This is a genomic window from Escherichia sp. HH26CH, assembly GCF_009820205.1.
Taxonomy (GTDB): Bacteria; Pseudomonadota; Gammaproteobacteria; order Enterobacterales; family Enterobacteriaceae; genus Escherichia; species Escherichia coli_F.
The window spans coordinates 23,565-44,809 of the sequence record NZ_VNXM01000020.1 but is presented as its reverse complement, the minus strand read 5'-3'; the positions used below and the strand labels follow the sequence as shown (position 1 = coordinate 44,809).

Annotated in this window: 17 protein-coding genes and 1 tRNA gene; 4 read left to right on the top strand and 14 right to left on the bottom strand. The window is 47.6% G+C overall.

The window, feature by feature from the left end; genetic code table 11:
- Positions 1-52: 52 nt before the first annotated feature.
- The 3 genes from dcuB to FQ015_RS07935 form a co-directional block, all read right to left on the bottom strand.
- Entirely contained in the window at positions 53-1,393 is a 1,341-nt protein-coding gene (dcuB, locus tag FQ015_RS07945) for an anaerobic C4-dicarboxylate transporter DcuB (protein ID WP_000899522.1), read from the bottom strand.
- Positions 1,394-1,960: 567 nt separating this feature from the next.
- Positions 1,961-2,680, bottom strand: coding sequence for a two-component system response regulator DcuR (gene dcuR / locus FQ015_RS07940; RefSeq protein WP_000611290.1), 720 nt, complete (start codon positions 2,678-2,680; stop codon positions 1,961-1,963).
- Complete coding sequence (locus FQ015_RS07935) at positions 2,677-4,308, bottom strand: sensor histidine kinase (RefSeq protein ID WP_001216477.1); 1,632 nt, start codon at positions 4,306-4,308, stop codon at positions 2,677-2,679. The genes dcuR and FQ015_RS07935 overlap by 4 nt, the downstream gene beginning before the upstream one ends.
- Before the next feature lie 180 nt (positions 4,309-4,488).
- Here FQ015_RS07935 and yjdI point away from each other — a divergent pair, with 180 nt between their 5' ends.
- The 4 genes from yjdI (at position 4,489) to ghoT (ending at position 5,729) form a co-directional block, all read left to right on the top strand.
- Positions 4,489-4,719, top strand: coding sequence for a 4Fe-4S mono-cluster protein YjdI (gene yjdI / locus FQ015_RS07930; protein ID WP_032304336.1), 231 nt, complete (start codon positions 4,489-4,491; stop codon positions 4,717-4,719).
- Positions 4,720-4,730: 11 nt separating this feature from the next.
- The gene (locus FQ015_RS07925; RefSeq protein WP_000405647.1) at positions 4,731-5,003 is read left to right on the top strand and encodes a GNAT family N-acetyltransferase; all 273 of its coding nucleotides are present in this window, start codon (positions 4,731-4,733) and stop codon (positions 5,001-5,003) included.
- Between the two features lie 228 nt (positions 5,004-5,231).
- Positions 5,232-5,528: a type V toxin-antitoxin system endoribonuclease antitoxin GhoS gene (ghoS, locus tag FQ015_RS07920; RefSeq protein WP_000398619.1), complete on the top strand. Its 297-nt coding sequence runs from the start codon at positions 5,232-5,234 to the stop codon at positions 5,526-5,528.
- Between the two features lie 27 nt (positions 5,529-5,555).
- Positions 5,556-5,729: a type V toxin-antitoxin system toxin GhoT gene (gene ghoT / locus FQ015_RS07915; RefSeq protein WP_001173343.1), complete on the top strand. Its 174-nt coding sequence runs from the start codon at positions 5,556-5,558 to the stop codon at positions 5,727-5,729.
- Positions 5,730-5,847: 118 nt separating this feature from the next.
- Here the strand turns inward: ghoT and lysS are convergent, their stop codons facing one another.
- The 11 genes from lysS to aspA form a co-directional block, all read right to left on the bottom strand.
- Positions 5,848-7,365, bottom strand: coding sequence for a lysine--tRNA ligase (lysS, locus tag FQ015_RS07910; RefSeq protein WP_160523933.1), 1,518 nt, complete (start codon positions 7,363-7,365; stop codon positions 5,848-5,850).
- Between the two features lie 236 nt (positions 7,366-7,601).
- A complete protein-coding gene (dtpC, locus tag FQ015_RS07905; RefSeq protein ID WP_105271929.1) occupies positions 7,602-9,059 on the bottom strand; it encodes a dipeptide/tripeptide permease DtpC in 1,458 nt (485 codons plus the stop codon).
- A gap of 58 nt (positions 9,060-9,117) precedes the next feature.
- The gene (gene cadA / locus FQ015_RS07900; RefSeq protein ID WP_001355092.1) at positions 9,118-11,265 is read right to left on the bottom strand and encodes a lysine decarboxylase CadA; all 2,148 of its coding nucleotides are present in this window, start codon (positions 11,263-11,265) and stop codon (positions 9,118-9,120) included.
- A 79-nt stretch (positions 11,266-11,344) separates the two neighbouring features.
- Entirely contained in the window at positions 11,345-12,679 is a 1,335-nt protein-coding gene (gene cadB, locus FQ015_RS07895; RefSeq protein WP_000092915.1) for a cadaverine/lysine antiporter, read from the bottom strand.
- Positions 12,680-13,043: 364 nt separating this feature from the next.
- A complete protein-coding gene (gene cadC / locus FQ015_RS07890; RefSeq protein ID WP_160523932.1) occupies positions 13,044-14,582 on the bottom strand; it encodes a lysine decarboxylation/transport transcriptional activator CadC in 1,539 nt (512 codons plus the stop codon).
- A gap of 631 nt (positions 14,583-15,213) precedes the next feature.
- Positions 15,214-15,289 (bottom strand) — tRNA-Phe (locus FQ015_RS07885).
- Positions 15,290-15,395: 106 nt separating this feature from the next.
- Positions 15,396-15,971 (bottom strand): transcriptional regulator, encoded by a 576-nt coding sequence (locus FQ015_RS07880; protein WP_001317578.1) that lies wholly within the window; start codon positions 15,969-15,971, stop codon positions 15,396-15,398.
- Between the two features lie 36 nt (positions 15,972-16,007).
- On the bottom strand, positions 16,008-17,705 hold the full coding sequence (gene dsbD / locus FQ015_RS07875) for a protein-disulfide reductase DsbD (protein WP_000068958.1): 1,698 nt from the start codon (positions 17,703-17,705) through the stop codon (positions 16,008-16,010).
- Positions 17,681-18,019 (bottom strand): divalent cation tolerance protein CutA, encoded by a 339-nt coding sequence (cutA, locus tag FQ015_RS07870; protein ID WP_032304347.1) that lies wholly within the window; start codon positions 18,017-18,019, stop codon positions 17,681-17,683. Before cutA ends, dsbD begins: the two co-directional genes overlap by 25 nt.
- 114 nt (positions 18,020-18,133) lie before the next feature.
- Positions 18,134-19,435, bottom strand: coding sequence for an anaerobic C4-dicarboxylate transporter DcuA (gene dcuA, locus FQ015_RS07865; protein ID WP_000961957.1), 1,302 nt, complete (start codon positions 19,433-19,435; stop codon positions 18,134-18,136).
- A 117-nt stretch (positions 19,436-19,552) separates the two neighbouring features.
- Positions 19,553-20,989, bottom strand: coding sequence for an aspartate ammonia-lyase (aspA, locus tag FQ015_RS07860; RefSeq protein ID WP_000069437.1), 1,437 nt, complete (start codon positions 20,987-20,989; stop codon positions 19,553-19,555).
- Positions 20,990-21,245: the final 256 nt, after the last annotated feature.

Sequence of the window (21,245 nt, the reverse complement as noted above, 5' to 3'; positions counted from 1 at the left end):
TGTTATTCGAAAATGGCGTGCCGCGCAGTCACGGGCGGCACGCAAAGTGCATTTATAAGAACCCGTACATCGCAGCGAAGATCCAGCCGAAGACGCACGATACGCTCACACCAATCAACCCCGGCAGAATAAAGCTGTGGTTGATGACGAAGCGACCGATGTGGGTGGTGCCGGAACGGTCAAACTGAATCGCTGCCAGGTCGCTCGGATAAGTCGGCAGGATGTAATAACCATAGCAAGCCGGTGCTGAAGCCACGATGTATGCCGGGTCAACGCCGATCGCCAGCGCGACCGGAACAATCGCCGCTAGCGCCGCGGCCTGAGAGTTTACAAACTTGGAAACCAGCAGCAGAACAATGGCATAGGCCCACGGATACTCTTTCACCATTTCACCCAGTACGCCCTGAATTTCAGACATATGCGCACCGAACATGGTTTCCGCCATCCATGCGATACCGTACACCGCCACGATGGCGATCATACCGGAACGGAAGACTTCGTTTTTTGAGATAGACGCGGGATTGGTTTTGGTCAGGATAATAATCAGCGCCCCGGTTAGCAGCATAAACATCTGAATAACCAGTACCATCGACAGCGGTTTGCCACCGAAGGATGGACGCAGGTCCGAATCAGCACCAAGAAGTGCAACTACAGCGATTGCCCCGAGGAAGATCCACATTGCTAGCCAGTTGCTTTTCGGCAGTTTTTTATCCAGCAGCGTCGCGGTATCACCGTAAACATACTCACGGTTTTCCGGTACGGAGATGAATTTCTGGAACTCTTCATCTTTATCCAGATCTTTACCGCGGAACCAGCTGAAGATACCGATCGCCAGGATACCGATTAACGTCGATGGAATGGTGATTGCCAGCAGGTCGAGGAACTCAAGATGGCGACCATCAAAGGTGACATTACCCAGCATCGCAACCAGAGATACAACCGCAACCGACACTGGGCTTGCGATAATCCCCATCTGTGCACCGATAGAACTTGCCGCCATCGGACGTTCCGGACGGATGTTGTTCTTAATAGCAACGTCGTAGATGATCGGCAGAATGGTGTAAACCACATGACCCGTACCGCAAAGAATGGTCAGCGTACAGGTCACAAACGGCGCGACAATGGAGACATATTTCGGGTTACGGCGCAGCAGCTTCTCGGCAATTTGCAGCATGACATCAAGACCGCCCGAAGCTTGCAAGGTCGCCGATGCCGCCACCACCGCAATGATAACCAGCATGACATCAACCGGTGGTTTACCTGGCTGAAGGTGGAAGACAAAGACCAGAATGACCAGGCCGATACCGCCTAATAAACCCAGCGCGATACCACCCTTTCTGGCACCATAAAACAGACATATCAGTATTATGATAAGTTGGATAGTAAATAACATGTGTAAACCCTCGCGATAATCCTATTTAAATTTTTGCTGAATAGATCACAGTCACGTTCTGTTTTGTATGAACTGTTTTCAGAGCTTGACTAAATATCCGTTTGGTCGTTACCGGCTTGAGTAAATACCTCACAGTGAATATTGGCTGATTAAAGCAGCGGCAAATTTATGCACTGTGATAAGCGGTTTTTTCAGAGAGAAATACTCTCTGGCGATGGGTTTATAGTTTGTACTACGCAGATGTTAATGTTTTGTTTGCTGCTATCTTATTGATACTTATCGGTATATTTTTTGTTCTCAGGGTAGGTATCATCAGGTTTATAGATTATTCTTAACTACCCATTTATGGGTAAAAATACACATAATGCGGGCGACATAATAGTTAATTAACTTTTGTTAGCGTTTTGAAATTAAAAACACCGTTCATCCGAAGAGATATTAATTTCAGCGGTGAGAGAGGGGTAATTATATTTGATCTGGCACAAGTTTTACTGATAAACGATGTAACTTGTGCCAGGGGTATTTTGCATTACTGTAATAATTATTACTTACAGATAACCGTGATCGTTATTGGCAATATTGTTTAAGTAGTGAGTAATGTTCTGCCTGAATACGATAACGATAAACCGGACGACCTGTGACGCCATAATGGATACTGGTGAACAAGATGTGGCAGTTGACCAGCCAGATGAGATATTTACGGCAGGAAACACGCGAGATGTTAACCTCATTAGCCAGCTCGTCGGTTGAAAACTCATAGTCCTGATGCGCGTCAATCCACTGGCACAGCGTGCGTAACGTCTGTGGTGTTAAGCCTTTTGGCAAGCGACGAGGATCTTGCTCGTTGGAGCTGCTGCCGTGGATTAGCTGATCAAGCTCGGCCTGGTCATAATACTGATGTTTTTCCAGCGCCATTTTCTTTTGCCGCCAGCCGGTGAGCGCCTCTTCAAAGCGGGTAGCCTGGAAGGGTTTGATCAGGTAATCCACGACTCCGTAATGCAGCGAATCTTTAATGGTTGCGGCATCGGCAGCGGAAGAGATAACAATCACATCACTTTTGCAACGCGCATTATGCAGAACAGGCAGTAAATCGAGCCCGTTCTCTTTTTGCATATAGATATCGAGCAATATCAGGTCGATAGGCGTATCGCTATTGAAGATAATCTCTTTGGCTTTCTCCAGCGTCGAGGCCGTTCCACAGCATTGAAAGCCTGGGATTTGTGCCACGTATCGGCGATTCAGCTCCGCGACCATTGCGTCGTCATCGATAATTAATACATTGATCATCTGTTCGACCTCTCCCCGTCCCAGGGTATCTGGACAAAAAATTGTGTGAAAATCCCGGGTTCCGATTCCACGGCGATGCTGCCGCCGAGATTTTCTACCTGTTGTTTGACAAGTGCTAAACCGACGCCTCGCTCGCTTCCTTTTGTCGAGACACCTTTGTCAAAAATGTGATCGATTTTGTCGGGTGCGATCCCCGGTCCATCATCGTTAACTTCACAGTGCAGCCAGCCGTGACGGTAGTGCAATGTTACGCTAATTTCGCCACCGGGTTCCGGCCCTAATGCTTCCAGCGCGTTTTCTATCAGATTTCCCAACGTGGTAATCAGCGTCGCGACCTGGTCCTCACTGCCGCTGTCTGGCAGCTGGCTTTCACTGTTTAAAATCAGCGTATGGCCTAAATCGGTCGCGCGGTTAATCTTGCTGATTAAAAAACCAGCGATAACCGGAGATTTGATCTTACCCAGCAGAGAGCCAATCTCTTCCTGATAGTTATTGGCTGTTTTGAGAATGTAATCTTCCAACTGCTTATAACTCTTCAGATGCAATAATCCGAGAATCACATGCAATTTATTCATAAATTCGTGGGATCGTTCACGAAGTGCGTCAGCATAGTTGACCAGACCGTCGAGTCGCTGCATCAGTTTACGTACTTCAGTTTTGTCCCTGAAGGTTGAAATGGCACCGATGATAACGCCATTACTGCGCACCGGAACGGTGTTGATCAGTAATAGCCGATCTTTAATCGTAATCTCTTCGTCGCGCCGCGGGGTACCGTCGCGTAACACTTCCGAGACATCTACCACCTGTGACCACGAGTGGCTTAGCGTCGACAGTTTCTCATCGTCCTGCGACTTACGGTAATTCAGCAATTCTTGTGCGGCATCGTTGATCAGCGTGACCTCGCCGCGATCGTCCACGGCAACGACGCCTTCTTTGATAGACTGCAACATGGCCTGGCGTTGCTCAAACAGCGTGGAGATTTCGTAGGGTTCCAGGCCGAAAAGGATTTTTTTCAGTACCTTAACCAGAATGCAGGTGCCAATCAGCCCGACCAGCATGCCAAATAATACCGACCAGATGATGCTCCAGCGACTGTCATTGATCTGTTGGGTCACGCGACTTAACTCAAGGCCGATCGCCACCACGCCAATTTGTTTATGATTTTCATCGTAGATGGGGGTAAATACGCGTAAAGCCTGCGCCAGAAAACCGCGATTGATAGCGACATTTTCTTCGCCATTCAGCGCTTTAAGGATGTCATCACCTTTAAATGGCTGACCAATACGCTGGGCTTCAGGATGCGAGTAGCGAAGACTTTGCATATCGGTAACGACAATAAACAGCAGATCGTTGCGTTTGCGCACGGCTTCCGCGATGGCCTGGATGCCGCTCTCCTGCGGTTTTTTCTGCAAGCCCTGACGGATTTCCGGCGAGTCGGCGAGAGTACGCGCCACTGCCAGTGCCTTGTTGGCTAGCCCGTCTCGCGTCATATCACTGATTTGCGAGAAGTAAATCAGATGCACCACCAATAGCACCGAGAACAGTACCGCGCTGACCATTAAGATCACAGTGGTACTCAATTTCATCGGACGTTTGCGTAACATACGGTAGGGCAATGAATGTCTCATCAGCTTCCTTGTGTGACAAATTTCTTAAGCATTATCTCTGATGAGGCGGGTAATTCAAAGGGAGTAAGAATGATTGGCTATATAGGGGAAGAGACTCTGGCAACGGAAACTGCCAGTGCTGTATGAAGATTCCGGGGCTATGCTTATAGTGAAAACCATACTGATGAGAGAGGGAAGGTCATGGATCAGGCGCTACTGGACGGGGGTTATCGCTGTTATACCGGCGAAAAGATCGATGTCTATTTCAACACTGCAATATGTCAGCATTCTGGCAATTGCGTACGTGGCAACGGCAGGTTATTTAACCTCAAACGTAAGCCGTGGATCATGCCGGATGAAGTTGATGTCACCACTGTAATGAAAGTGATTGATATGTGCCCGAGCGGCGCGCTGAAATACCGTCATAAATAAGCGAGGGTAAAATGGAAATACGCGAAGGCCACAATAAATTTTACATTAATGACGAACAGGGCAAGCAAATCGCTGAAATTGTCTTTGTGCCGACCGGAGAGAATTTAGCGATTATCGAACATACCGATGTCGATGAAAGCCTGAAAGGGCAAGGGATCGGTAAACAGCTGGTTGCGAAAGTCGTGGAAAAAATGCGTCGGGAAAAACGAAAAATTATCCCATTATGCCCATTTGCGAAACACGAATTTGATAAAACGCGTGAGTATGATGATATTCGCAGTTGATGGGAGAGTACAGAGTCACGATATTTTTCATGCTCTCCGCGGTGTGATGCAGGAGAGAATCTGAAGGGTAGGGGGATGCACAAAGAATGGTCAGAGAGAGCGTTTTCTTGTCCCAAGTCATCCCCTTTACTGAGCAAAAAAAAAAGAATATCTCCTATATGAGAATCATCGATCGGGGTTAATAAGTTGTGCGTCCCCAGAGCGTTTAATATTGATAGGAGTCATATTATGGAAGGTAAAAACAAGTTCAATACTTATGTTGTTTCTTTTGATTATCCATCATCTTATTCCTCAGTGTTCTTAAGGTTAAGATCATTGATGTATGATATGAATTTCTCCTCTATCGTGGCTGATGAATATGGGATACCACGACAATTGAATGAAAATTCCTTCGCAATAACGACATCGTTAGCCGCAAGTGAAATCGAAGATTTAATCAGGCTCAAATGCTTAGACTTACCGGATATTGATTTTGACCTCAACATTATGACCGTTGATGACTATTTCCGTCAGTTTTACAAGTAGTCAGGAAGGATAAGAAGAACATAAAAAATGGCACTATTCTCTAAAATATTAATTTTTTATGTGATTGGTGTGAACATATCCTTTGTCATTATCTGGTTTATCTCACATGAGAAAACACATATTCGTTTACTTAGTGCATTCCTGGTCGGAATAACCTGGCCAATGAGCCTGCCTGTGGCATTACTTTTTTCTCTCTTTTAGGAGCTGTAGTTGAGTGGACCCGCTGGTTATCTTGAAACGAAGCGTCTCTCCTCAAAACTGGATTTGTGGAACGACGAACGAAGCAGTCGTCTGACTGCTTCGTTCGTTAAAATGAAATTTATTTCTGTGGGCGCATCGCCGGGAAGAGAATAACGTCGCGAATAGTATGACTGTTAGTAAACAGCATAATCATTCGGTCGATACCAATACCCAGACCCGCGGTTGGCGGCAGACCATATTCCAGCGCAGTCACGTAATCTTCGTCATAGAACATGGCTTCGTCGTCACCTGCAGCTTTAGCGTTAACCTGTTCCTGGAAACGTTCCGCCTGATCTTCTGCGTCGTTTAATTCGCTAAAACCATTACCAATTTCACGACCACCGATGAAGAATTCAAAACGGTCGGTGATTTCCGGGTTAACATCATTACGGCGCGCCAGCGGTGACACTTCTGCCGGATATTCTGTGATAAAGGTTGGCTGAATCAGATGTGCTTCTGCCACTTCATCAAAGATCTCCGTGACAATGCGTCCCAGCCCCCAGCTTTTCTCTACCGTAATTCCGATAGATTCAGCTAATGCTTTAGCAGCATCAAAATTATCCAGGTCCGCCATATCGGTTTCTGGACGATATTTTTTGATTGCTTCGCGCATGGTGAGTTTTTCAAACGGTTTGCCGAAATCAAACACATGCTCGCCATAAGTGACTTGAGTGGTACCCAGTACCTCTTGTGCCAGGGTGCGGAACAGTGACTCCGTCAGTTCAATCAAATCATGGTAATCCGCATATGCCATGTAGAGTTCCATCATTGTGAACTCAGGATTATGGCGAACAGAAATACCTTCATTACGGAAGTTACGGTTGATTTCGAATACCCGTTCAAAACCGCCTACAACCAGACGTTTCAGATACAGCTCCGGCGCGATACGCAGGTACATATCTAAATCCAGAGCGTTATGATGGGTAATAAACGGGCGAGCAGATGCCCCACCTGGAATTACCTGCATCATCGGGGTTTCTACTTCCATAAAGCCGCGCGCGACCATGAACTGACGGATAGCGGCCAGAATTTTTGAACGGACAACAAACGTTTGACGGGATTTATCGTTAGCGATGAGGTCCAGATAACGTTGACGATAACGGACTTCCTGATCCTGCAGACCATGGAATTTATCTGGTAAAGGACGCAGTGCCTTAGTCAGCAGGCGTAACTCAGTACAGTGAATGGAAAGCTCACCCGTTTGCGTCTTAAACAGCGTACCGCGGGCACCGATAATGTCGCCGAGGTCCCATTTTTTAAACTGATCGTTATAAACACCTTCTGGCAGGCTATCTCTTGCAACGTACAGTTGAATACGGCCACCGACATCCTGCAACGTTACAAAGGAGGCTTTCCCCATAATACGACGGGTCATCATTCGGCCAGCAACCGAGACTTCAATGTTTAAGGATTCCAGTTCCTGGTTATCCTTTGCATCAAACTCTTCGTGCAACTGGTCAGAGGTATGGTCGCGGCGAAAATCATTGGGAAACGCCACACCTTGCTGACGTAGTGCCGCCAGTTTTTCGCGGCGATTTCTCAGTTCATCGTTAAAATCAATAGCCTCATTGGCTCCCCGTGTTTCTCGTTCAGACATTTTGGTTCCTCTAAATCCAGCTTTCAATTTAGCGTAGATAAAGAGACAGATCGGTACACTGTATTATCTGCCTCGACTATTAATAACTCAGTTTATCTTATCGAAACTAACGCTTACCTCAAGTTGATATCACTAATAAATAACCATCAAAATGGTTTAAATGACTTATTAATCTCGATTTATTAGTGTGATAAACTGAAAGTTAATTTATTCATAACCAATTGTTTTTACGACAGTTAATCGTTGCTCTCCTGTATCATATTCGTCGGCGTGCTAAACAGAAAACGGACAGCAAAGGCCAATACCACGATGATCGCGACACAAGCCAACGTCCACTCTCCCATCTGAGAAAAGAATCGCTGGTAAGCTGCAATTGCCATACCGCTAATTTGCGACTCTGTCGTCTGCTGTGCCACGACGCCTGCCAGCCAGTTGGCGACCGCGCCTGTTGCCAGCATATAAATACCGGTTAATACGCCAGACATTTTCAGACGCGTGATTTGCGCAATCGCCACCGGGTCAATAAAGAGTTCAGCAAAGCCCATTAGCGCCAGCCCGGATATCATCACGCCCATTGACGCTTGACCGCCAGCCGCTGCATGTCGGGCATCAAATGCCAGCAACATAAAGCCACAAGCCATCAGCAGTAAGCCAAAGGCAAACTTCAGCCAGACGCGCAATGCTGAATTGCCGCGGCTTTCTGGCGACGCCAGCCAGGCCAGAACAACCCCAGCGAGCATCACTGCAATCGCATTCACTGACTGGAATAGCGCAGTCGGCACTTCAATATTGAATGCCTGACGATTCACAAAGCGATCGATAAACAAGCTGATGGTGCTGCCGCCCTGTTGTGCCAGTACCCAGAACAACGTTCCGACAAGCATCAACAATACTATTTGCCAAAGAGCACGACGGTGTTCGGGGTATTTGATCATCATGCGGGCAATGATTTGTGCAGCAATAAGGCAAACGATCGCCAGCAAATATCCGGACCAGTCGTTCTCCAGCAGTAGGGTAAAAAATACTGGGGCTAAACAGAGCATCACCACTAACCAGCTCCATACCGGTAAGGCAAATTTCACGCGAGTGAGCGCTTTTTTATCCATACTACGCGTTGACTGGAAATGACGATGACCGCTTAAGAAAATCAACAAACCGATAAACATGCCGCCACCCGCAAGGGCAAAGCCAACATGCCATCCATACCACTGAGCAGCCAGGCCGCAGGCGATGGGGGCTGCGATAGAACCGATATTGCCCGCAGCATACAGCAGCGAAAAACCGCCATCACGTCGATGATCGTTCTCGTCGTAGAGCTCGCCAAGCAAACAGCTGATGTTTGATTTGAATAAACCGTAGCCACAAATAATGATTGCCAGCGCCAGATACAGGCTAAAGGTTGAATTTGTATCAATGCCCAGCACCACATGGCCAAGGGTCATTAACAGCGCGCCGGCAATCACTGCAGTGCGGTTGCCGAGCAGGCGGTCGGCAAGCCAGCCGCCGAGAATAGGGGTAACGTAAACCAGAGATGCATATGCGCTGAACAGGCTGATGGCATGGTTATCATCAAAACCAAGCTGATGGGTGAGATAGAGAATGAGTAAGGCACGCATGCCGTAAAAACTGAAGTACTCCCAGATTTGGATCGCCACGATATAGTATATCGCGCGCGGCTGTGAGGGTGTTTTCATGTGTTCTCCTTATGAGCAAAAAAGGGAAGTGGCAAGCCACTTCCCTTGTACGAGCTAATTATTTTTTGCTTTCTTCTTTCAATACCTTAACGGTATAGCGGCCATCAGCCTGACGGTATGCACCGTGAATATCGGTTTCAAAGCCCGGATAGTGAGCGCCGATTTCACACAGCATCTGCAGGAACTCCAGAACCGGACGGCTTTCTTCGGTGATCATTTCACCCGGCATTACCAGAGGAACTCCCGGCGGATACGGAAGGATCATATTGGCGTTAATACGACCTACCATTTCGTCGAGGTAAACTTCTTCGGTCATACCGTGCAGCTCTTTCTGGAACGCCGCATACGGAGTCATAACCATTGTCGGCAGAACTTCAAATGCGCGATACATCAGATCCGGCAGATTGTGGTGAACAATCAGTTTGTGGATATTCTGAGCCAGTTCCTGAATACGCATATCTTCATAGAATTCAGGATCTTCACGATACAGAGACGGCAGCATGTTTTTCACACGCAGGTTCAGGTCGAACGCACGTTTGAAGTCAGTCAGAGCACGCAGCAGACTCAATGCTTTGGTCTTATCAATACCGATGCTGAACAGGAACAGCAGGTTATACGGGCCGGTTTTCTCAACAACGATGCCATGTTCGTCGAGGTATTTCGCCACGATGCTGGCCGGAATACCAAAGTCGCTCATGGTGCCGTCTTTTTCCATCCCCGGGGTCAGCAGGGTGACTTTAATCGGGTCAAGATACATGTGCTCATTGTCGATGTTTTTGAAGCCGTGCCAGGAGCTGTCAGAACGCAGCGGCCAGCATTCAGTGGTATCGATATGATCCGGCTGCCATACATCAAAGAACCAGCCATCAGATTCCGTTCTCAGGCGTTTGATCTCTTTACGGAACTTGATCGCACGTTCAATGGAACCGTTGATCAGACGCTTACCAGCATTACCTTTCATCATCGCCGCAGCGGTTTCAGTGGACGCCACGATACCGTAGTGCGGAGAAGTGGTGGTGTGCATCATGTAGGCTTCGTTAAAGGTTTCTTCGTTTACATCACCTTTAACGTGGATCATGGAAGCCTGAGAGAACGCCGCCAGCAGTTTGTGAGTAGACTGGGTTTCGTAAATCACTTTCCCTTCTACACGGCCACCGCTCATACCGCATTTACCTTCGTAAATCGGTGAGAAGTTGGTGTAAGGCACCCACGCGGAGTCAAAGTGGATGGATTTCACATCCAGCGTTTTCTTAATGAAGTCGGTGTTGTACAGCAGGCCATCATAGGTAGAGTTAGTAATTACGGCATGTACCGGCCAGGTCGCGTTTGGTGTTTCTTTTACGCGCTTAGCAATGGTAGCGTGCTGGAATTCACTCTGTGGGATACCACCAAGAATACCGTAAGCGTTACGGGTCGGGCGGAAATAGATTGGCGTAACATCGCTCATCATCATCAGGTGGGTCAGCGATTTGTGGCAGTTACGGTCAATCAGAATGGTGCTGCCTGCCGGAGCAGAGTACATACCAACAATTTTGTTCGCAGTGGAAGTACCGTTGGTCACCATGTAGCTGCGGTCTGCGTTAAAGACGCGAGCGATATACTGTTCTGCTTCTTTGTGTGGACCACTGTGATCCAGCAGAGAACCCAATTCAGATACTGAAATGGAAATATCAGATTTCATGGTGTTCGGACCAAAGAAATCATAGAACAGGCTACCTACCGGGCTTTTCTGGAATGCAGTACCGCCCATGTGACCAGGAGTACAGAAAGTATATTTACCTTCACGAACATATTTAAACAGTGCTTTGGTCAGCGGAGGCAGAATAGTGTTGATATATTCGTCAGTGGTCTGCTTGATCTTGTTAGCAATATCATCAGCAGCACCCAGCGCATATTCAAAGAAGCTAATCTGTAAACGCAGGTCATTCAGGCTGACATCGAGAGTGGAATACGTATTAGCGAACGCGTACAACGGCAGGTTCTCGTTCATTTTGCTAATTTCTTCGCACAGCTCGAGATTATATTTATCCCAGTCAAAAATAACACCGCACAGACGCGCATTGTTTTCGATCAGTTTTAATAAGTCGTCACGGTCATTCGGGTAAACAATCTGGAAGTTCAGACGTTCAAGCGCGCGATGAAGTTCACGGATGGGTTCTTCTTTAAAATAAACCCCCATGTGATTCAATATTGCAATAACGTTCATAGTCATATCTCCAGGTAAAAAAGGCCCCTCCCAACACATGGGACAAAATGAAAGGAGGAGCCTCGGAAAATACTTTTAATTAATGTGCGTTAGACGCTGTGTGGTTATCCATTGAGTGGCTCTGGCGCTCGTGCATTTTGCGAGCGTAGAACATCAAGATAATCAGGCTGACGATGAAGGTACCTGCCAGCTCGAAGGAGCTTGCGCCCATTAGCGCGATGAAGCAGAACACGCAACCCAGTACAGAGCAGATCAGGCTGACAAAGTTGCGGATGTTAACGCCTTCAAAACGAATCAGGTCAACGCAAGAGTAGAAGTACGGCAGCATAGTCAGCAGTACTGCGATACCGGTCAGTTCACCGAACAGGTCAGATGCTTTACCACCGGCAGAGTTCATCAGAGTGATGAGGATCATCAGGGCAGTCATTTTCACTGCAGCCAGCAGCAGACCTTTTTTCGGAATACCGTTGCTGTCGACTTCACCATAAACTTTCGGGAAGTTACCGTCGTTAGCGGCACGCACACCTGCCTGACCTACCAGCATCATCCAGGAGCCCAGAGAAGTCAGGCACGCAAAAGCGGTGAATGCAGAAACCATCGGCGCAGCCCAGTTACCCAGGATAGTAGAAGCACTGATTGCAAACGGAGCACCGGAGCCTGCCATTACAGAAGACGGATACATACCGGAAAGCACCTGAGTCGCAGCGATGTAAACAATACCTGCTAAACCAGTACCCAGCATGGTTGCCAGCGGAACGGTACGTTTCGGGTTTTTAACCATACCAGTACTTACCGCTGCGGATTCAACACCCACGAAGGCCCACAGGCAGAGCAGAATACTTTTAATGATCGCATGACCATCAGTAGTACCTGCGGTATTCCAGTTAGCAGCATAAGTTGCAGCATCAAACCAATGCCAGCCAACAATAGCAGTCATAACTACAGGAATAAGAACCAGCACCAGACCAATAGTGGTTAAACGGCTTACCCAGGTACCGCCGAGCATATTTACAAAGGTAAATACCCAGACGATAGCAATACAAGCGATACCCGCCGGAACAGGATCATTTAATACAGGGAAGAAGGTGGAAAGATAAGATACAGCGGTAATACCAATCGCCAGGTTACCAATCCAGTTAGCATGGTAATAAAGAACACCTGTCTGAAAACCAAATGCAGGAGAAATTTCTCCGGCATAAGCAATTGGGCCACCTTGTTGCGGGTTTTTTGTTGCCAGTCGGGCATATACATAAGCCAACGACATTGCACCAATAATAGAGATAATCCAACCCCAGATAGCAATACCACCGATACTTGCAAGGTTCGCAGGCAATAATGCAATGCCGCTCCCCATCATATTACCGGCAACAACACCGGTACAGGCAAATAGCCCGATCTTCTTGGCAGAACTCATGCTCTTCTCCTAATTTCATTTTTGAATTTGGAGTCCGGGTCATGATGCGTAACTATTTACTGACCAGACCAAACTGGCGACAAGATTACTCAAAAAAAAAGATTAATCCTAAAGATTAGGTGAAATAACACAAAAGTTTCTGTAAGTGAGAACTTGAGGTTTTTTATTAACACATCAGGATCGCAAGTTGATATCATGAAAAGATAAACATTCAATATTTACAATGAATTAAGAGATGTTTTTCGGTTAAATTTCTGTTATAAAAAATATGCGGCAAATAAATTGCCGCAACATATTATACCAACAATAACATACAAAAAATCAACAACAAATATTCCCGAGTATGAATCAACCCGGGAGTCACTTATTCTGAAGCGAGAAATTTGTCGAGATAAGGTACAACATAAGGAACAGAAGTCTGGAATATACCATTTTCAATCCAGTAAAGGGTGTTTGCCCCTGGGCGTAAATTAAAGGCGGTGAGATATGCATCTGCTGCTTCCCGGTTCATCCCCTTCATTTCATAAACCTTGCCAAGCAACACATAATTTAGCCAGGACATTTCAAGATCAATGCCAGTATTTATCGCCTGGTAAGACTCATCTGTTTTACCTTTTACCAGAGCACTGACTGCTTTTATTTGATATATAATGGACAGGTTGTTCAATTCCGGCAGTGTAACAATGTTATCTATTTCTGTATTCAGTGCTGCTAATTGTTTTTCATCTAAAGGATGTTGAGAATGGCGCACGATATCAACTAATGCTTTTTCTGCTCTCGCGTAGGTAAATTCGGGGGATGATTGAACAATCTCACCTAGTAATTCACTGGCACGGTTCAATGATTTATCATCGCCATGCAGTAAATAATCATGAGCCTGATAAAAATTAGTTAATAACGCACCACGATGCGGCAAAATTTGCTGGAGCATCTCCTGCATTCGTTGTGGCCACGGTTGGTTTAACGCTTTTGATAAACTCTCCAGTAAATCATTTTGAATCGCCAGCTGATTACCGTTAGTGATGACATAACGTTTATCCAGCATGGTTGAACCATCTGCATTGTCTACCAATTTTACCGACATAAAGCATTGTTGAGCACGGTATTGGCGCTGATTAACAAACGCAATAGATAATGTTTTACCGGAACTGCTCGGTTCATCAATGTTGTAGTTGATTTTGTCATGCACCATAAAGGTGGAGAAGGTGTTAAGTGATGTCGCCACCAAATCACCCACGCCTATCGCGTAAGAGAGCTGATACGGGGAACTCCAGCTGTTACAACTTTTATTTACCATATTAATGTCAATATCGCGTGGATTGAGCAAAATACGCGATTTGCTCATAGGAAGACGTGTATCAAGACTTGAAAACGCTACCAGTGCTACACAGATACCTAACGACAACAGGAAAAAAAACCATACCCAAAAGGTAGTGAATCGTTTGCTTTTAACTGGGGATTGTTCAGGTGGTGTTGCGGTGTTTTGAATGTTAAGACTTTGGGAGGGAGAATCTGTGTCAGGAACCGCCTCTGGTATAGGGGGAGGCGAAGATAGCATTATTTCCTCTCCCTCTTCTTCGCTGTACCAGATAACCGGCACCATTAATTTATAGCCGCGCTTTGGTACAGTAGCGATATAGACAGGACTATCTTCATCATTATCTTTTAATGACTTACGTAGTTCTGAGATACTCTGCGTCACAACGTGATTGGTGACAATACTTCTCTTCCAGACATTATCGATAAGTTCATCCCTGCTAAGTACTTCGCCACTGTGTTGAGCAAAGAAAACCAGAAGATCGATTAATCTCGGCTCAAGGGTAAGTTGACGCCCATTGCGGCTAATTTGGTTTATGGACGTAGTAACAAGCCATTCGCCAACGCGAACTACAGGTTGTTGCATAATAGAAACTCATTCGAAAAGGGAATGGTTCAATGATAATTGCCATGACCTATTTTTACCATCTATAGATGGGTTTATTTACATATTATTGGTGAATGTAAGACGTTATTTTTACCCGCCATAAACTTCTTGATTACATAGTATTACGAAAGGAGTTTAATGAGCACCAGAAGTAATTTACCTTACCATCATTATTCATCATCTTTGCCAAAGAAAAATGTGCAGAAAATAATCCATGGAAAATTGCCCGGAGCGCTTACTATTTTAATGGATTGTTAGTCTTTGCATGAGCAAGCGGACTGATACATTTCTCTTTGTTCTCATTCAGAAAATCTCATCAGTCGGCGTTCTGCCCGAGGTTGTGCTTTATATATGTCATCGGCAACGATACCGTTAAGCTCTTGATGACATCATTTGATTTTCAACTGCATCACGCAGCCGCACGACATTTCGTGAGAGTCATTCATAGCTTAGGGATAAATTTCCCAGAGCTGGGGTATACCCGCAACATGCTGGCGATGTGGGAAAATTTGGTTGAGATTGTTAGAAATGATTTGAAGGCAGAACGCTTAAATCACATGGCGTCCTGAAACGAAAAACGGACCTCCGTGGAGGTCCGTTTATATGAATTTGGTGCCCGGACTCGGAATCGAACCAAGGACACGGGGATTTTCAATCCCCTGCTCTACCGACTGAGCTATCCGGGCAACGGGGCGCATTAAACCGTAATCTGCACATCTCGTCAACCTAATTTCAGTAAAAGCGATTCAACTGCTTAAGATTGCGGCAAATCGCTTCTTTTCTGTGTTTCTGTCAGGTCAGTGCGCCACCCTGGCGGCAGCGAGCGAAGCGCAGGATATCTTCTGCCAGCCGATGTGCGGTGTCGACATCCGCGTGGCTACGATTCACCAGCATTCGGCTTAAACAGCCTTCCAGCACCAGTTCCATCTGCTTTGCTACCATCGCCGGATCGTCAACTTCCAGCGTGGTTAACAGTTCGTGGGTGAAATCGTAGGCCGCGCTTTTTTGTTGATCGGCCAGTTGATGAATAGGGTGGCCAGGATCGGGATAAAACGTACAGGCAGCGATAAACAGACAGCCCGGATAGCGGTTGTTTTTAACGCACTCCGATAGCGCCTGATAACGCGCCAGCAGCTTTTGTTCGGCGGTTTGCGTTTCGTCCAGCATCAGCTGACGACGCCAGACATCTATCTGTTGGCTAAGATAGCGCAGCGCATCATAGAGGATTGCCTCTTTGTCTGGCCAGAAGCGGCGTAGCTCGTCCAGTGGATAATCCACACGTTCAGCAACCATCTCCAGCGTGGTGTTGGCAATCCCTTGTAATTCTAATAATTTCAGGGCTTCTCCCAGTACATCTTCACGTTGCACGCTATTTTCCTCCGTCTTTCCCACTGCAAGTGTCGTTCACGGTTGGCGATCGCGCAAATGTGCGCTGAAGGTTTCAGCATCCATAAAGCCCGTGACACGCGCTTGCGGATGCTCCTGGCCTTGTCCGTCAAAAAAGAGAATTGTCGGTAGGCCAAGGACATTGAGATGTTTTAACAGCGCCACATCTTGGGCGTCGTTGGCAGTGACGTTGGCTTGAAGTAAGACCGTGTCTGCTAACGCTTTTTGCACCTGAGGGTCGCTGAAGGTGTATTTCTCGAACTCTTTACAGGCGACGCACCAGTCAGCATAGAGATCTAACATCACTGGTTTACCTTTGGCTTCGGCGAGTGCCTGATTTAATTCATCCACCGTTTTGATTTGTGTAAAGTTGAGATGCGTCTGAGTTTGCGCGGTATGCGTCGCACCAAATGCCCAATCCTGAAGTGGGCGCACGCTAACCAATGCTGCTGCCAGCAGAATTATTTGCACTACGCTCATCCAGCCGCGTTTGGCCTGTAGGCTGGTGATAAAGGCCCAGCCAAAGAATGCGACACCAAGCGCCGACCACAAGCGTAATCCCCATATATCACCAATCACTCGCTCCAGCAGGAAGACCGGCAGTGCGAGGATCACAAAACCAAACGCGGTTTTGACTTGTTCCATCCACGGGCCGCTTTTCGGCAGCAAGCGGTTACCAAAGACGGTAATTAGCATCAGCGGCAGGCCCATGCCCAACGCATAGAGATAAAGCGTGCCGCCGCCCAGCCACATGTTCCCGCTTTGGGCGATATACAGCAGAATCGCGCTAAGCGGTGCGGTGGTGCATGGTGAACAGATCAGTCCGGCAATCGCCCCCATAACAAACACACCGCCAGGTGAGCCGCCCTGTTGGCGATTGCTCATCAGCGTGAGGCGCGTTTGCAGCGAAGAGGGGAGTTGCAGGGTAAACAAGCCAAACATTGACATCGCCAGCAAGGTAAAGACGATAGCGAGGCCAATGAGCACGTATGGGTGCTGTAGCGCCGCCTGGAACTGTAACCCTGCGGCGGCAACCACCAGACCCAGCGCCGTATAGGTCAGCGCCATCCCCTGCACATAAATAAAGGTCAGCATCAATGCTCTGGCAGTGGAGAGTCGCTGTTTACCGCCCAGCACGATGCCGGAAATCAGTGGGTACATTGGCAGCACGCATGGCGTAAAGGCGATACCAATACCGATCAATAACGCCCAGAGCGCGGAAAAGGGCAATTGCGCGGTGGGCTGCTCTTGCTGCGGAACAGACACAAGCTGTGACGCTGCGTTGTTGGCGACCACTTCGCTTAACGGAACGGTTTTGGTTTCTGGCGGATAACAGAAACCGGCATCAGCACAGCCCTGGTAGATGACAGTTAACGTCGCTCCCGCACTCGCCTGGTTGATGGTTACGGGAAGCGTCAGCCGATCGCGGTAAATCTCGCTTTTGCCGTAAAACTCATCTTCATGCCAGACGCCTTGCGGCAGCTGCACGTCGGCAATTTTCGCGTGTTCCGGCGTAATGCGGACCTGTTTACGGTAGAGGTAGTAACCGTCTTTGATCTGCCAGGTCAGATTCAGGTCATGTTGGTTTTGCTGAAAATCAAAAGCAAAGGCTTGATCCGCGGGGACAAATTGCGAACGTCCCGGCGCGTCGAATAATCCGGCAAAAACGGAAGTGCTGCAAAGTAGCAGGATCAGCGTAAAGATGCGTTGAGCCATGAGAGGTAATCTGTGTCTCCGTGTGTAACAGGTAAAACCAGAAGTTCCGGGGTTTGATATGGATGATGAGACTTCAGGCATTCCAGCAGTGCCTGCTGGTGAGATACGGTAGTTTTTAAAATCATCTGTACTTCGTATTCTTGCTCCAGCTTACCTTCCCAGTAATAGAGAGAGGTCGCGCCGGGGATCAAGGTCGCGCAGGCTGCCAGTTTTTCCGCCAGCACTTTGGCGGCTAAATCCTGGGCTGTCGCTTCATCCGGTGCGGTACATAGCACCACGACAGACACGGTATTCGAACTTTTTTCATCAAGCATAAACACCTCGCAAGAACAGATGGAACCGCAAGAGAGAGGTCACTATACAACGGACGGGGGAAGGATGTTAGTCGGCGGGAAAGAAAGCGGGGCCTGAAGCCCCGCGATTGGTCATTACAGCATGAAGCTACCCAGCAAGAAGCCGAAGCAAACAGCCAGGGCAACACCCAGAGTACCCGGGATGAAGAACGGATGGTTGAAGACGAATTTACCGATACGGGTAGTACCCGTGTCATCCATCTGTACCGCAGCAACCAGCGTCGGGTAGGTCGGCAGAATGAACAGACCAGACACCGCAGCGAAAGAAGCAACAGCGGTCAGCGGAGAAACGTTCAGTGCCAGAGCCATCGGCATCAGTGCTTTTGCGGTTGCAGCCTGAGAGTACAGCAGAGCAGAAGCAAAGAAGAAGATGACGGCCAGCAGCCACGGATGACCCTGAATCACTTCACCAGCGGTATCTTTGATCCAGTCGATGTTGTTGGAAACGAAAGTATCGCCCAGCCACGCAACACCCAGGATACAAATACAGGCGCTCATACCTGCTTTGAAGGTGCTGGAGTTGAGGATGTTGTCGGTATCGACTTTACAGATAACGGTGGTCAGAGTTGCAACGCTGAGCATGATGATCAGGATTGCGTTGGTGGTGTTCATCAGCGGTTTTTCAACCAGACCCATGCTTGGGCTGTTGATGATTGCATAGATAACAACGCCAACTACGCCCAGCAGGAACAGCCAGACGGACGTTTTTGCACCGGATTTGATTTCAATCTGCTTTTCACCGCGCAGTTCAACCAGGCCCTCTTCCAGACGCTTGCGATAAATCGGATCGTCAGAGAGTTTGGAGTTGAACAGCATAGTGACCAGGAAGGACATCACCAGAACCGCCAGCAGGGTGGACGGGATGACCACGGAGAGCAGATGGAGGTAGCTGATGCCATGACCTTCCATTACGGAAGACATGTAAACCACGGCCGCTGAGATTGGCGATGCGGTGATCGCAATCTGCGCGGATACCACTGCAGTAGACAGCGGACGGCAAGGTTTAACGCCTTGTTCCTTCGCAACTTCAGCGATAACTGGCAGTGTCGCCAGAGAGATGTTGCCAGTACCAGCAAAGATAGTCAGGAAATAGGTCACGATCGGTGCGAGGATCGTGATGTATTTCGGGTTACGGCGCAGCAGTTTTTCTGTCTGATGAACCAGATAGTCCAGACCGCCAGCAACCTGCATGGCAGAAATAGCGGCGATAACCGCCATGATAATGGAAATGACATCGAACGGGATGTTACCAGGTTTTACGCCAATAGCGGCAAGAACCAGTACCCCCAATCCGCCTGCAAAACCAATACCTATTCCCCCCAATCTGGCGCCCAAGAAGATCGCCAGCAAAACTATGATGAGTTCTACAACTAGCATATTAGCCTTCCTTGTTTTTTAACAAGTTGATATTAGGTTGTTATTTTTAAGTTACTGCTCACAAGAAAAAAGGCACGTCATCTGACGTGCCTTCTTTATTTGTACTACCCTGTACGATTACTGTTCGCTTTCATCAGTATAGCGTTTTGCTTTGTAAGCCGGGTGCATCAGATTCTGTACGGAGAAAATATCGTCAAGTTCCGCTTCAGTCAACAGACCGCGTTCCAGAACGACTTCACGTACACTCTTACCGGTTTCGGCACAGATTTTACCCACGATGTCACCGTTGTGGTGACCGATGAACGGGTTCAGGTAAGTAACGATACCGATAGAGTTGTAAACGTAACCTTCGCACACTTCTTTGTTAGCAGTGATGCCGTTAATGCATTTTTCCAGCAGGTTGTAGCAAGCGTTGGTCAGAATGTGAACGGATTCGAACATGGCCTGGCCAATGACCGGCTCCATAACGTTCAACTGCAGCTGACCTGCTTCTGCTGCCATGGTAACAGTGGTGTCGTTACCGATGACTTTGAAGCATACCTGGTTAACCACTTCCGGAACAACCGGGTTTACTTTAGCTGGCATGATGGAAGAGCCCGCCTGCAGTTCCGGCAGGTTGATCTCGTTCAGGCCGGCACGTGGGCCAGAAGAGAGCAAGCGCAGGTCGTTACAGATTTTGGACATCTTCACAGCCAGGCGTTTCAGCGCGCCGTGAACCATAACATAAGCGCCGCAGTCAGAGGTCGCTTCGATCAGGTCTTCAGCCGGTACGCATGGGAAGCCAGTGACTTCAGCCAGTTTTTTCACTGCCAGCGGAGAGTACTCTTTCGGCGTGTTCAGACCAGTACCGATTGCTGTTGCGCCAAGGTTAACTTCCAGCAGCAGCTCAGCGGTACGTTGGATATTTTTCACTTCTTCTTTCAGCAGGATGCTGAAAGCGCGGAATTCCTGACCGAGGGTCATCGGTACTGCGTCCTGCAGCTGGGTACGACCCATTTTCAGGATGTCCTGGAATTCGACAGCTTTACGTTCAAAGCCTTCACGCAGTTGGTTAATCGCATCTACCAGCTTAATCAGGGAAGAGTAAACTGCGATACGGAAACCGGTCGGGTAGGCGTCGTTAGTGGACTGACATTTGTTAACATGGTCGTTCGGGTTCAGGTACTGATATTCACCTTTCTGGTGACCCATCAGTTCCAGACCGATATTGGCCAGCACTTCGTTGGTGTTCATGTTTACGGAAGTACCTGCGCCGCCCTGGTAGACGTCTACCGGGAACTGATCCATGCATTTTCCGTTGTTCAGGACTTCATCACATGCGGCAATGATGGCATTCGCTACACTTTTAGGAATGGTTTGCAGCTCTTTGTTTGCCATAGCTGCGGCTTTTTTAACCATTACCATACCGCGAACAAATTCAGGAATATCACTGATTTTGTTGTTGCTGATATAGAAGTTTTCAATCGCTCTCAGAGTGTGAACACCATAGTAGGCATCAGCTGGAACTTCCCTGGTACCCAACAGATCTTCTTCGATACGAATGTTGTTTGACATGTGAACCTTCTTTTTCAAGCTGCCAATGATTTGCTTTAAACACACAGAATATATGTGGTTTCGAATGTTTTTCGACCGACGATTATCCCCTGCATCGACCGAATACCCGAGATCATATGCTGCTTGAGGATTTCTACCGTAATCTGGATCACTTTAAGTGTCGGTTTTTACCCCTTAATTATTAATTTGTGAAATAGATCACCGCTTTGGGATTACTACCAAAAATAGTTGCGCAAACATCTTGAAATTTTGCTAA

What these genes read in the sequence shown, in the direction of transcription:
- dcuB (WP_000899522.1), bottom strand. Translation starts at nt 1,393, where the DNA reads ATGTTATTTACTATCCAACTTATCATAATACTGATATGTCTGTTTTAT.
- dcuR (WP_000611290.1), bottom strand. Translation starts at nt 2,680, where the DNA reads ATGATCAATGTATTAATTATCGATGACGACGCAATGGTCGCGGAGCTG.
- FQ015_RS07935 (WP_001216477.1), bottom strand. Translation starts at nt 4,308, where the DNA reads ATGAGACATTCATTGCCCTACCGTATGTTACGCAAACGTCCGATGAAA.
- yjdI (WP_032304336.1), top strand. Translation starts at nt 4,489, where the DNA reads ATGGATCAGGCGCTACTGGACGGGGGTTATCGCTGTTATACCGGCGAA.
- FQ015_RS07925 (WP_000405647.1), top strand. Translation starts at nt 4,731, where the DNA reads ATGGAAATACGCGAAGGCCACAATAAATTTTACATTAATGACGAACAG.
- ghoS (WP_000398619.1), top strand. Translation starts at nt 5,232, where the DNA reads ATGGAAGGTAAAAACAAGTTCAATACTTATGTTGTTTCTTTTGATTAT.
- ghoT (WP_001173343.1), top strand. Translation starts at nt 5,556, where the DNA reads ATGGCACTATTCTCTAAAATATTAATTTTTTATGTGATTGGTGTGAAC.
- lysS (WP_160523933.1), bottom strand. Translation starts at nt 7,365, where the DNA reads ATGTCTGAACGAGAAACACGGGGAGCCAATGAGGCTATTGATTTTAAC.
- dtpC (WP_105271929.1), bottom strand. Translation starts at nt 9,059, where the DNA reads ATGAAAACACCCTCACAGCCGCGCGCGATATACTATATCGTGGCGATC.
- cadA (WP_001355092.1), bottom strand. Translation starts at nt 11,265, where the DNA reads ATGAACGTTATTGCAATATTGAATCACATGGGGGTTTATTTTAAAGAA.
- cadB (WP_000092915.1), bottom strand. Translation starts at nt 12,679, where the DNA reads ATGAGTTCTGCCAAGAAGATCGGGCTATTTGCCTGTACCGGTGTTGTT.
- cadC (WP_160523932.1), bottom strand. Translation starts at nt 14,582, where the DNA reads ATGCAACAACCTGTAGTTCGCGTTGGCGAATGGCTTGTTACTACGTCC.
- dsbD (WP_000068958.1), bottom strand. Translation starts at nt 17,705, where the DNA reads ATGGCTCAACGCATCTTTACGCTGATCCTGCTACTTTGCAGCACTTCC.
- cutA (WP_032304347.1), bottom strand. Translation starts at nt 18,019, where the DNA reads ATGCTTGATGAAAAAAGTTCGAATACCGTGTCTGTCGTGGTGCTATGT.
- dcuA (WP_000961957.1), bottom strand. Translation starts at nt 19,435, where the DNA reads ATGCTAGTTGTAGAACTCATCATAGTTTTGCTGGCGATCTTCTTGGGC.
- aspA (WP_000069437.1), bottom strand. Translation starts at nt 20,989, where the DNA reads ATGTCAAACAACATTCGTATCGAAGAAGATCTGTTGGGTACCAGGGAA.